Here is a 12646-nt window from a genome sequence, read left to right as displayed (position 1 = left end):
CGTTGCCGCCCCACAGGTTCAGGACGACCCCCAGGCAGCAGGAGAAAGAGCACCATGAGTATGTTCACAAAGAGGTCTCACCTGGCGCTGTTTGCGTCGGCAGTGCTGGTCAGCAGCGTAACAGCAGGAGCACAGACGTACCGTGGTGGTATCGGCGGAAACGTTGTTGATGCGTCAGGGGCTGCGATCCCCAAGGCAAAGGTTGTTCTAAAGAACACGGAGACCGGTGAAACACGGCAGACAGACACCACGGCTGTCGGCACCTATGTTTTCCAGGATCTTCAGCTTGGTACATATTCCGTCACGATCACCGCAGCAGGCTTTGGCGATCTGACGTTGAACAAGATTGATGTAAACCCGGGTGCAGTCACCCCGGCGAATGGAAAGTTGACCGTTGGTAGCTCGCAGGTTGTGGTGGATGTTGCAGCCGACACGACCTCTGAGATCCAAACGCTGTCATCGGCAAACAACGCTGTTATTGGCAGCAAGGCCGTAGCGGAAATTCCGCTGAATGGCCGTAGCTTTACCTCGCTTCTGCAGCTTGCTCCTGGTTATAACGCAAGCGGCTCGCTGAACGGCGCCCGTAGCAACCAGTTGAACTACCAGATCGACGGTACGGATAACAATGACATCTGGCAGGGCGGCACGGCTGCCAACCAAGGTGGCGTTGGCCCGATTGCTGGTGTGACGCTGCCGATCGAAGCGATCGATCAGTTCTCGATTCAGTCGTCGGGTAATGCGGAAGAAGGCCACAGCGCCGGTGGACTTGTTTCACTGGGCCTGAAGACGGGTACCAACAATTTTCATGGCTCTGCATACTTCTATGGCCGTAGCGAATTCTTTGCTGCTCGCGATTTCTTTGCTACAGGTAACGCTCGCAAGCAGAAGGTTCGTAATCAGCAGTTCGGCGGATCCATCGGCGGACCCATCTTCAAGGACAAGCTGTTCTTCTTTACCAACTATGAGCGCCAGGCCTATGGCATTCAGGTTTCCAGTTCGTCTGCTACAGAACCGGGTGCTGCCTATGTCGCGATGGCGACAAAGATCCTACAGAACCACGGCGCGACGGTGAACCCGCTGTCGACGACCCTGCTCCAGGCGCTGTGGCCCGGAGGCAATGCATCCAACCTGGCGGCAAACACCGGCAACTACATTGAAACGCACCAGCGCCATGGGTACAGCGATAACTTTGTCGGCAATCTGAACTACATTGTTACCCCAAAGCAAACCATTCGTTTGCAGGCATTTGTTGGCACTGGTCGCCAGGCAGAGCCGGGTGGCGCGACGTACCCGTACTTCCAGGTGGCACCAGACATCACGCAGAGCTTTTCGCTGTCGCACAATTGGGCTCCGACGGAACGTCTGTCCAACCAGTTGATTATCGCTACTGGCGTCTTCAACCAGACATTCAATGACCTGAACCATAGCTTCAACATGCCTGCGCTTGGTTTGAATACCGGTGTCACGAATCCGGCGCTCTTCGGTGCTCCGACGATCAGCATGGGCAGCTTCGATGGTGTGGGCACCACCCAGCCCTTGGGACGTAAGGACTACACGGGCCACATCACGGACTCGGCAACGTGGGTAAAAGGACGCCACCAGATCCGCTTTGGTGGTGAGTTCCGCCGCAGCTACATTGATCTGCAGTACCAGAGCGGTGTCCGCGGCAACTTTACGTTCAACGGCTTTGCCTCGCGCACCGCTACGCTGGGTGCCGGACAAAGCTCCTGGTCAAACTCCGCAACACAAGCTCAGCTTTGCGGAACGCCCGGCGCTACGGTGGCGGCGAACTGCAAGGACTCGAGCGGCAACCTCATCAACGACTATTCCGCCACGCAGAATGCAGCTGGCTATCACCAGGAAGTTCTGGCGCTGGCTGACTTTCTAAATGGTACCTACTCCGCTGGATCGTTTGTGCAGGGTAATCTGCGTCGCGACCTGTATCGGACGGATACGGCATTCTTCCTGCAGGACCAGTTCAAGGCAACGTCGAAGCTGGTGTTGAACTTCGGTATCCGCCATGACTACTTCGGCGCGCTTTCGACCACGGGTCCGTTGTCGATCTGGCGTCCAGGCGGCACGGGTACGGATGCAAACGGCCTCATTGGAGTCGGTAAGCCGGGAACACCTAGAACCTTTGCTCCCAGCAAGCTCAACTTCTCTCCTCGTATAGGTGCTGCGTATAGCGTCAGCGATAAGCTGGTGGCGCGCGCAAGCTACGGCATCTATTTCGATGCTCCGCCATTCAACGGCTTCGGTAACAATGGCAGCATCGCCACTGGAACCACCGCAACCGGCCTGCAGGCCAATCCATTTGGTGGCGTGCAGAACGTGTCACTGCCAGTTGGTACATGGCAGGCGAACCAGTATGTCTGGGCGAACGCTGCTGGAGCTTCGGCTTACGGACTGTTCTCTGTCAGCCCGAACCTGAAGACGACCTATGCGCAGACGTTCAATCTGGGCGTGGAATACCAGCTTAGCCGCAATACGGTCGTTACAGTGGGTTATGCGGGCTCCACGGGTACGCACCTGTACGGCCTGCGTGACACCAATCAGGCTGCCTACTGGTCGGCTGCGGCACCTGGCAACATCGGTGGCGTAACCAGTTCGGGTGCGCTGGTGACGGCAACGACAACGGCCAACGCCTGCTCCAACCCGACGAATATCGCCAACGCAACCTGCTTGCTACAGCGCCGTCCGTCATTCCTCAACAAGAGCATTACCAACTTCGCGAATGTCGGGGCAGTTGTGGAAGTCGCAAGCAACAACGCGTCGAACTTCAATTCGCTGCAGGCGACCATCAAATCCAATAACTGGCACGGTCTGACCAGCCAGCTCTCATGGACGTATGGCCATTCGCTGGACAACGGTTCGGGCTTCCGCAGCACTGGTCCGAGCGACTCCAACAATCTTGCACTTGACTATGGCAACGCCACATTCGATATCCGCCACACGCTGAATGGATACCTGGTGTGGGAAGCTCCTCAAATTGGCCATCGTTTTGCCCCGCTCACCAAGGGATGGCAGACCACGCTGAACGCAAAGATAAATACCTCGGCGCCCATTAACATCGCGTCCGGTGATTTCACCGGTATCGGTATGAACAAGGACCGTGTGCTTTATAGCGGCGGCAACTATAAGACCGGTAGCCGCACCATCCAGACCGACTCGACTGGACGTAAGTTCATCCAATACTGGTCGGCTTCTGCCATCACAGGCGGTACAGGCGCTGTTCTGCAGGCTCCAACCGTTGGAACGCATGGCAACGTGGGGCGCGACTTCTTCCGCGGGCCGGGCTTCTATGTGATCGATGCGGCGCTGGCGAAGAACACCACCATCCACGAGGGAGTGAAGTTCCAGTTCCGCGCGGATCTGTTCAACCTGTTCAACATCCTGAACCCCAGCACCCCGACGACGGGTCTCACCAGCTCGCAGTTTGGTCAGATCACGAGCGCTCCGACCGGCATTTCTTCGGGTGCTCCGTTCAACGTGCAGTTCGCCGGAAAGATCATCTTCTAACTTCGGCGTAACGCAACACAGACTGGCCCGCATGGCTTTCAAGCTGTGCGGGCTTTTTTCTTTTGTCTCCAGTTTTGTCTCCAGGTGGTGTTGAAGCAGAGATGTTTGCTGCGTTGTGCTGCGGATGCGGTGCAATGTGAGATGGGCAAAAGGAAAATGTGAAAGTTACTTAACTTTCTCTCTTGCGTCATGGGCCATTAACGGTTACTGTGGGCCTATCGTTCAACCTTTTTCACCGGAATTGCGTTCCGGGACCGCGATGCGCTGTGCTTCATGCGGCGCAAGCATACACGTGTAGCTGCTCACAGGCGCAAGCTGTACAGACGCCGTTGGGCTGAACCTTGCAGGACCTCAGGGAGATTCAGATGACCATGTATTCCAGGCACAGCAGCCTTTCCTTTAGAAGGCGCGGCAGCATTGCATTGGCAGCTTCGGCAGTTCTCATCGGCAGTGCTGTTGCAGGGGCTCAGACGTTCCGCGGTACGTTGACGGGGAGTGTTATCGACCCGTCAGGCGCGGCGATTCCTGGCGCCACGGTGCAGTTGACAAATCCGTCTACCAACGATGTTTCCAACAGCAAGACGAACAGTGCAGGTAACTTCAGCTTCCCGGAACTTCCGGTGGGTACCTATAAGCTGCTGGTGACGGCTCCTGGTTTTGCAGCGCATTCAGTGGATAACATCGCGATCGAAGTTTCGAAGGTCCGCGACCAGAAGGTGCAGTTGTCAGTGGGGGCGGAATCGACCGTCGTCAATGTAGAGGCTTCCGGTGTGCAGTTGGACACCACGAGCAGTCAGTTGATTGCGACGGTGGATCAGAAGACCGTGCAGCAGATTCCGCTGAATGGACGTAACTTCACCCAGATGGTGAAGCTTGCGCCGGGCGTTAATCCCTACAGTGTGGGTTCTGTGAACGGAACGCGTACGGCTGGCGTTAACTACCAGATTGACGGTGCAGATAACAATGATCCGTGGTCAAACGCAGTGGCTTCCAACCAGGGCGGTATCGCTGGCATCGCTGGCGGTCTGATCCCGATTGAAGCAATCGATCAGTTTTCTCTGCAGGCTGCGGGTGAAGCCGATCAGGGCCGTAACGGCGGTGCAAACAGCAACATGGTGCTGCGCACAGGTACGAACCAGCTTCATGGCGACGTGTTCTACTTCGACCGCAATGAAATGTTTGCATGGCTGAGCCCGTCGGTTGCTGTTGGTAGCCGCATCCCTGAGATTCGGAATCACCAGGGTGGCTTTACTCTAGGGGGCCCCCTCTGGAAGGACAAGACGTTCTTCTTCCTGGCGGGTGAAATCCAGATTGCGCAGGCAAACAACAGTCTCTCCGACACCGTGCTGAACGACACCTGGATCACTGCAGGTAAGAGCTTGCTGGCGAGTCGCGGCATTGCTCAGAACCAGGTTGCATTGAACATGTACACGCTGCTGTTCCCGGCAGTCAGCCGCAGCACGACGGGCTACTCGAATCAGTACCAGTCGACCGGCAAGAACACCTATAACAGCTACAACGGCATCATCAAGCTGGACCACAATTTCAATAACAAGTATTCGATCTCAGCTCACTACCTGGGCACAACGGGTACACAATCGGCCGACGTTGGTTCGCACTTCGCGGATTACTTTGAAACCGCGCCGATGCACATTCACAACTTCCAGATTGCGCAGAACAGCACGTTCAACAGCAAGATGGTGAACCAGGTTACGGCAGCAGTGTCGTCGTTCCTGCAGGTGTTCAATGACCGTAACCAGAACTTTGATGTGCAGGCCAATGGCCTGAACCTGGGGCTGACGGGACAGCTTGCAAAAGGTGCACCGCAGTTCTACGTGGGTTCATTCGATTACACCGGTGCAACACCACCGCTTGGTCGCCAGGACGTTACGGGGCATGTTGGGGATGTATTACATCTCTCGCTGGGTCGCCATGAGCTGAAGTTCGGTGGCGAGTACCGTCACGCGAATCTGAATGTGGCGTACTTCGTGAACGGTCGCGGTACCTTCAACTTTGACGGTACGCGTTACACCAACAATGGCGCGAATGCAGCAACGCTGGCTGAGTGCACGGCTGCTGGCCTGGACTACACGAACGTGGGTGCAAACAAGTGCTCTACCGGTATTCAGGTGGCGGACTTTGTAGCCGGCACGACGCGTAACAATGCGTCAGGCGCTACGATCCTGCGTAACAATCCGCAGCGCGTCTATATCGTGAACACGTTCGATCTATTCGCAGGCGACAACTTCAAGGTGAACCAACGCCTGTCGGTGAACTACGGTGTGCGTTGGAGCTATCCGGGTGCTGTCAATGACGACCGCAACTCGATCTACAACTTCACACCGCAGCGTGGTTATTTCAAGGCGCCTCTGTATGCCCGCAACATGGGTAACGTTGCTCCTCGTGTGGGCTTTGCCTTCACGCCGTTCAAGGAACCGACGACGGTTATCCGTGGCGCTTACGGCTGGTTCTACGATCAGCCGACCGTGGGGCAGTTCGTTTACAACAGCGTGGGTAACGGCGCCAGTGCTGGCATCTTCGGCAGCCCGGGTGATGCAAATGCTGCTGTTACGGTGAACGGTGGCGCAGGCTTTACGCTTGGTCAGACTTCATTTCCCGCAGGCGTGGCGTTCGGCAGCAACGGCCAGCCGACGACGTCGCTGGGTATCCTGGCGATCAACCCGAACTATCGCGCAGCGTACCTTCAGAACTACAACCTGAATGTGGAACAGCAGCTCGCCCGGAACACGATGATCACGGTTGCTTATGTGGGCAGTGCGGGGCGTCGTTTGGCATACGTTGCCGACTTGAACCAGATTGCGGTGACCACGGTTGCTGCAAACCGCGTACGTCCATATGCATCGCAGTATCCGTACCTGACGGCCATCAACCAGGTGAACAGCGGTGCGACGTCGAATTACAGCTCGCTGCAGGTCAGCCTGGTTCAGAGCCAGTGGCACGGTATCACCGCGAAGGTGTACTACACCTGGGCCAAGTCCATGGACTCTGCATCCAGCACGACCACGCCGCAGAATAGCCTTAACCTGCGCGGTGACAGGGGGCTTTCCAGCTTCGATGTGCGCAACAACTTCACCGGTTCCGCACAGTACGTGGTGCCGAAGTTCACCACGCACGCAGCGCGTCTGACCCAGGGTTATGAGATCAATGCTCTGTACACCTTCGCTGGTGGTCAGCCGATCAACATCCTGGTGGGTACCAACACCAGCGGTACAGGCGAAGCGAGCCGCGATCGTCCCAATCGTGTTGCAGGTGTGGCACCGTTTGTGTCTCGTGTCACAACGGCTACAACCTCGTCGCGTACCTACAGCTATCTGAACAAGGCTGCATGGTCCACGCCGACCACGGGCACGTTCGGTAACGAGCGTCGTAACAGCGTTCAGGGCCCCGGCTTTGGCGATGTGGATCTGTCGTTCGTCAAGCGGACGCCGATCACGGAGAAGATTGGCACGGAACTTCGTGCAGAAGTCTTCAATATCTGGAACCAGGCAAACTTTGCCAATCCCAGCGGTACTCTCACCAGCTCCAGCTTCGGTTTGTTGTCGGCAACGCGTAGTGCTTCTTCGGCCCCTGGCCTTGGACCTGGCGAGCCGCGCAACATGCAGTTTGCTTTCAAAGTCACCTTCTAAAAATGGTGGCGAGTTGAAACAATGGCCGGGCCCGCTGCGTTCTGTATCTATCGACACAGAATGCAGCGGGCCCGGGTGCTTTCAGGGCACGGATGCGCTTTTGCACTTTCAGGGGAGAGATCAGTGATTCGTATAGGGAACAAATTGGCGGCAGTCGCGTGTGCGGCTGCGGTGGTGATGGGGCAGGGTTCGTTCGCGCAGGGAGCGGGCGGCGACAAGGTGGATCTGACTGCGTTGAACGCAATCAAGCGCGAGGCATTTGAGCGTTCGCAGGTGATGGAGACGCTGTACTCCATCAGCGAGGTGTACGGTCCGCGCGTGAACAATAGCCGCAATCATCGCGCCGCGGCCGAGTGGGCCATGAAGCAGATGAAGGAATGGGGTCTGCAGAATGTTCACCTGGAATCGTGGGGCCCGTTTGGTTATGGCTGGCAGATCAAGAAGTTCTACGGCGCTCTGGAGACACCGGCGTACGCTTCACTGATTGGATTCCCGCTGGCGTGGACGCCGGGCACGGATGGCCCTGTGACGGCGGAAGCAGTATGGGCGCCGCTGCACACTGAGCGTGACTTTGAGAAGTACAAAGGCAAGCTGAAGGGGAAGATCGTTCTGATCTTCGATCCGCGTGAACTGGAGATGCACACTGAAGCAGAAGCCAAGCGGCTGACCGATGCTGAGGTGGAAGCACGTACAGTGGTGAACGATGTTTCGCGCAGTGGTTTTGGTGGTGCGCGTCCTGGTGCTGCTGCTCCGCGGCCCGGTGACATTACTCCGAGTACGACTTCGACCGCAGCGGCCAGTGGCATGGTGTTGCGCAACAAGATCAACAAGTTTCTGAAGGACGAAGGCGTTGCAGTTGCCATCACGCCGGGTTACAACGGCGATGGCGGCACGGTGTTCGCATCGTACGGTGGTTCGCAGAATCCGAACGATCCTGTTGGACCGCCGATGGCTGCGATCACTCCGGAACAGTACAACCGCGTGGTGCGTTTGCTGCAGCATGGCGAGCATCCGAAGCTGACTTTTGACATCGCTGTCGATTATCAGAAGGATGACCAGAATGGCTTCAACGTGATCGGCGAGATTCCGGGAACGACGAAGGCTGATGAAGTGGTGATGGTCGGCGGTCACTTTGATAGCTGGCAGGGTGGTACGGGCGCGACCGACAATGGCACTGGATCTTCTGTTGCGATGGAAGCGATGCGCATCCTTGCAACAATTAAGAAGCCGATGGCGCGTACGGTTCGCGTGGCTCTGTGGGGCGGCGAAGAAGAAGGCCTGTACGGATCGCTGGCGTATGTGCAGAAGCACTATGCACCGCGCACCACGATGGTGAAGACGCCGGAGTATGACAAGCTGGACGTCTACTTTAACGACGACTCTGGATCGGGCCGCTTCCGTGCCGTGTCGGCGCTGGGCAGCGACGAGATGGCGGCGATCTTCCGTTCGTGGATTGAGCCGATCAAGGACGTGGGCATCATCGCGGTAGTGGGACAGACGGCGGGCGCAACGAAGGCTCCGGGCGGTACGGATTCCACATCGTTCTCGTGGATTGGACTGAACGGCATCGGCTTCATGCAGGACTCGCTGGAGTACGGCACGCGTACGCACCACTCCAACATGGATCTGTATGACCGCGTGCAGAAGGGCGATGTGATGCAGGGCTCGATGATCGAAGCGTGGTTTGCGTATAACGCTGCAACGCGCGCTGACATGCTGCCGCGCATTGAAACGCCGAAGCCAGATCCGAACGCGAAGGGCTTCTAACTTCGCATATTGCTGTAACTGCAAATGAGAACAGGCGGAGCTAGATGCTCCGCCTGTTTGTTTTGTGCGGTGAGTTATTGAGTTCGCAGGGCGGCCATGGGGTCGATTTGGGAGGCTCGTCTGGCGGGTAGGTAGCCTGCGAGGAGGGCCACGGCGAGCAGCAAGACGAGCGTTGCGGTGAAGGTGGCAGCGTCGGTGGGTTGGGTGCCGTAGAGCATGGCGCTGATGCTTTGCGCGACGATGAACGATGCGATGGCTCCGATGATGATGCCGGCTGTGGTGAGTTGCAGCGTGCGCACAATCACGTTGCGGAGAACGATACCACGTGAGGCTCCAAGCGCCATGCGGATGCCGATCTCCTGCGTTTTGCGCGTGACGGAGTAAGAGATGACACCGTAGATGCCCAGGCAGGCCAGCAGTAATCCTGTACCAGCGAAGGCTGCGACCAGCACGGCAAAGAAGCGTCGTGGTGAGGTGGAGTGGTCCACGAACTCCTGCAGTGGATGCAGTTGTACCGCGGGCTGGCCGGGGTTGAGACGACGCAGCGTTTGCAGGATGGTGGGGCCGAGTGTGCCTGCGGGCAGTGTGCTGCGGAGGACCAGCTCTGCGCCGTTCTCACCCCATCCCTGCGCAATGGGGAGATAGACCTGCCATGCGGAGCTGGCTTCCACGTCGGTTTCATGAATGTCGGAGACGACGCCGACGATGCGAACATCTTTGCCGTTCTGGCTCACCATGTGATCGACGGCATCGCCTTTGGGGAAGAGGAAGTTCGCCGCTTTTTCATTGAGGATCATGACGTTTTCCGAGGACTTGTCATCGTTCCACGAGATGTCGCGGCCGCGGAGATGCATGCCCATCGTGGTGACATAACCGGGCGAGACGATGTAAATGAATGTGGGTTGAAGCTGCTTCGGAGCATAGTCCACGCCTTTGATGCGAGGCGGTCCCCAGGTGCGATTGCGTGCCAGCGGCAGGTTGTCTGAGATGCCGACGCTTTGGACACCGGGGATGCTTGCCACTTCATGCAGCACGTTGCGGTAAAAGGCGTAGCGTTCCGGGGCTTTCAGGTCCGGCTGATCCACGGTGATGGTGGAGGCTTGCGCAGGCTGATAGCCAAGGTCGATATCGAGAACATGCAGGAAGCTGCGCAGCAACAGGCCCGCGCTGACGATGAGCACGCATGCCAGAGCGATTTCGCTGATGACGAGCATGTTGCGCAGACGTTCGTTGGAGCGGCCTTCGCTGGTGCCGGGGCCACTGTCCTTTAGTTGCGATTGCAGATCGCTGCCGGTGATGCGGAGGCTTGGCATGATGCCGAAGAGGATGGTGACGGCAATTGCAAGAAGGGTCGTCCACAGGAGCGATGTGGTGTCGATGCGGAGCTCCGAGAGCAGTGGAAGAGCAACGGAACCCTGGTGCACAAGCCAGTGCACGATGACTTCTGCAAGAGCGATGCCGAGGATGGCTCCGAAGACGGAGAGCAGAGCGCTTTCCGTAAGCAGTTGGCGGATGAGGCGGCTGCGGCTGGCACCGAGTGCGAAGCGGAGCGAAAACTCCTTGCTGCGCGTGGCGGCGCGGCCCAGCAACAGGTTGGAGAGATTGACGCAGACGATGAGCAGGATCATGCCGACGGCGGCCCACAACACGTAGAGCGAACGACGAATCTGACCCGCAACATGTTCCTTGATGGGAGTAGCGGTGCCAGGGCCGTAGTCGCCTCTGGAGTTGGCATACTTCTTGTTGTTGTAGAACTTTGGAAACAGTGTGGCTGCTTCTGCGCTGGCCTGTTGCGCGGTAACGCCGGGCTTCATGCGTGCAATGAACGTGATGATGTTGCCCCACTGGCGGCCCATGTCGAGGCTGAAGGGGCTGAGTACGTCGACGCGGGTGCCGGGAGAAAAGGTCGCGCCGAAATCGAAGCTCTGTGGCAGTACGCCAACGATGGTCAGCGGCTTGTCATCCACGGAAACGGCTTTGCCGACGATGTTGGGATCACCCTGAAAGTGCGTCTTCCAGAAGGCATGTGAGAGCAGCGCGACTGCGGGCGCATTCATCTTGCCTTCGCTCGGCAGGAAGTTGCGTCCCAGTTCCGGCTTGATGCCCAGGACATCGAGAAAGTTTGGCAGTACGCCAATGCCTGTGATGGTGGATGGGATGCCCTGGCCTGTGAGTTTCATGTTGTTGGGCGCGGAGAAGGCGAAGTAGCCAGTGATGCCGCTATAGGAGCGATTCATGGCAACGAGGTCGTCATACGCGTCCGACGAGTAGGTGGAGCCGGAGAGTCCGCCGGCCTTCTCCGCGGGCTCAAGCCACACCACCTGTTGCGGGTCTTTGAAGGGCAACGGACGCAGCAGGATGGTGTTGACCAGGCTGAAGACTGCGACGTTGGCTCCAATGCCAAGCGCAAGGATCAGGATGGAAACAATCGCAAACCCACGGTCGCGCTTGAGGGAGCGCAGGCCAAAGCGAAGGTCCTGCTGCAGGATGCCGAACCACGAACGTGGATGTGCTCCCGCGGATTGTTCACGCGCGGCTTCCATGCTGCCAAATTCAATGCCTGCCTGACGGCGTGCCTCTTCCGGCGACATGCCAGAGGCGATCTTGCTTTCAATGGACTGTTCCATGTGCGTACGAAGCTCCTCGTCGAGGTCGTTGGCGGGGCGGCGGCGAAAGAGAAAACCGAGGCGGGTAAAGAGTTCGTGGATCATGCGAAGTCCTCCTTCGGTGCGGCGAGCACGAGAGAGATGGCAGAGCTGAGGCGGTTCCACTGATCGATTTCACTGCGCAGTTGTTTGCGGCCTACGGGGGTGAGTGCGTAGAACTTGGCCTTGCGATTGTTGTCGCTGGCGCCCCACGAGGATGCAATCCAGCCTTTGTATTCCAGGCGATGCAGCGCGGGGTAGAGAGATCCCTGGCCTACTTGCAGTACGTCATCTGAAACTTGCTGGATGCGCGAGGCGATGCCCCATCCGTGCATTTCGCCGTGGGCAAGTGTTTTCAGAACAAGCACGTCAAGCGTGCCCTGCAGAAGGTCTGTGGATGGTGGCATTTGTCTTTCCCCTTGATACTCGACAAGAGTCGCGCTTCTTCTGTCGGATGTCAAGGGGAGGTACGCTTGATTGGTGGGGATGGTTCCGTGATTTTTGGGAGATGATGACTTGGATATCCCCTCAGTGGCTAAAGCCGCCTCCATCTGGCCAGGTTTTACGGCAGGGCTGAAGCCCTGCCCTTCCGAAAGAAGACGCACTTTGTGCGTTGGATCGCGCTGAAGCGCGATACCCAGGTTAGCTTCGCGAACCTGGGGCACCCGGTTCGTTTGGGTGCTTGTTTGTTTGGGGTTCCTGATGCGTTGTAGAGGGTTGAGAGGAAAGCAGGTCCTTCAGCTCCGCTTCGCTTCGTTCAGGATGACGGTCTTCGACCGTAAGAGCTTCGCTGGCGACGCGCCTGCGCGTATGAGATCTGCCGGTTCTTGCGCGAAACCTGCGAGCGCCGTGGCGCATGAGGCTCTATCGGGATTCTTCGCTTTGCTCAGAATGACGGCCTTTGGCCGCAGGAGCCTCGCTGGCTTGTGCGGGAAGGCCTGTACGTGTAGTGGTGCATGGGGTGCTATTGGGATTCTTCGCTTTGCTCAGAATGACGGCCTTTGGCCGTAAGAGCTTCGCTGCTCACGAACTTTGCGCACAGAGGCGTATGTTGTTTTGATTTTAATG

At 57.7% G+C, this 12646-nt stretch carries 5 protein-coding genes; 3 read left to right on the top strand and 2 right to left on the bottom strand.

Going from position 1 to position 12646, the window contains the following annotated elements:
* Positions 1-54 precede the first annotated feature (54 nt).
* The 3 genes from AB6729_RS11260 to AB6729_RS11250 all read left to right on the top strand — a co-directional run bounded on the left by AB6729_RS11260 (position 55) and on the right by AB6729_RS11250 (position 8933).
* Positions 55-3519, top strand: coding sequence for a TonB-dependent receptor domain-containing protein (locus tag AB6729_RS11260; protein ID WP_371081713.1), 3465 nt, complete (start codon positions 55-57; stop codon positions 3517-3519).
* Positions 3520-3941: 422 nt separating this feature from the next.
* Complete coding sequence (locus AB6729_RS11255; RefSeq protein ID WP_371081712.1) at positions 3942-7166, top strand: carboxypeptidase regulatory-like domain-containing protein; 3225 nt, start codon at positions 3942-3944, stop codon at positions 7164-7166.
* A 177-nt stretch (positions 7167-7343) separates the two neighbouring features.
* Positions 7344-8933 carry a M28 family peptidase gene (locus AB6729_RS11250; RefSeq protein ID WP_371082616.1) on the top strand — a complete coding sequence of 530 codons (1590 nt, stop codon included), beginning with the start codon at positions 7344-7346 and terminating at the stop codon, positions 8931-8933.
* A gap of 74 nt (positions 8934-9007) precedes the next feature.
* Here the strand turns inward: AB6729_RS11250 and AB6729_RS11245 are convergent, their stop codons facing one another.
* Together AB6729_RS11245 and AB6729_RS11240 are read right to left on the bottom strand one after the other, a co-directional pair.
* Complete coding sequence (locus AB6729_RS11245; protein WP_371081711.1) at positions 9008-11644, bottom strand: ADOP family duplicated permease; 2637 nt, start codon at positions 11642-11644, stop codon at positions 9008-9010.
* Positions 11641-11985 (bottom strand): PadR family transcriptional regulator, encoded by a 345-nt coding sequence (locus AB6729_RS11240; RefSeq protein WP_371081710.1) that lies wholly within the window; start codon positions 11983-11985, stop codon positions 11641-11643. Before AB6729_RS11240 ends, AB6729_RS11245 begins: the two co-directional genes overlap by 4 nt.
* Between the last annotated feature and the right edge of the window lie 661 nt (positions 11986-12646).

This window comes from Terriglobus sp. RCC_193, assembly GCF_041355105.1.
GTDB lineage: Bacteria > Acidobacteriota > Terriglobia > Terriglobales > Acidobacteriaceae > Terriglobus.
This window is presented reverse-complemented; position numbering and strand designations above follow the sequence as displayed.

Excerpts from the sequence above, each read along its gene's own strand:
- AB6729_RS11240 (WP_371081710.1), bottom strand. The coding sequence starts at position 11,985 with ATGCCACCATCCACAGACCTTCTGCAGGGCACGCTTGACGTGCTTGTT.
- AB6729_RS11260 (WP_371081713.1), top strand. The coding sequence starts at position 55 with ATGAGTATGTTCACAAAGAGGTCTCACCTGGCGCTGTTTGCGTCGGCA.
- AB6729_RS11245 (WP_371081711.1), bottom strand. The coding sequence starts at position 11,644 with ATGATCCACGAACTCTTTACCCGCCTCGGTTTTCTCTTTCGCCGCCGC.
- AB6729_RS11250 (WP_371082616.1), top strand. The coding sequence starts at position 7,344 with ATGGGGCAGGGTTCGTTCGCGCAGGGAGCGGGCGGCGACAAGGTGGAT.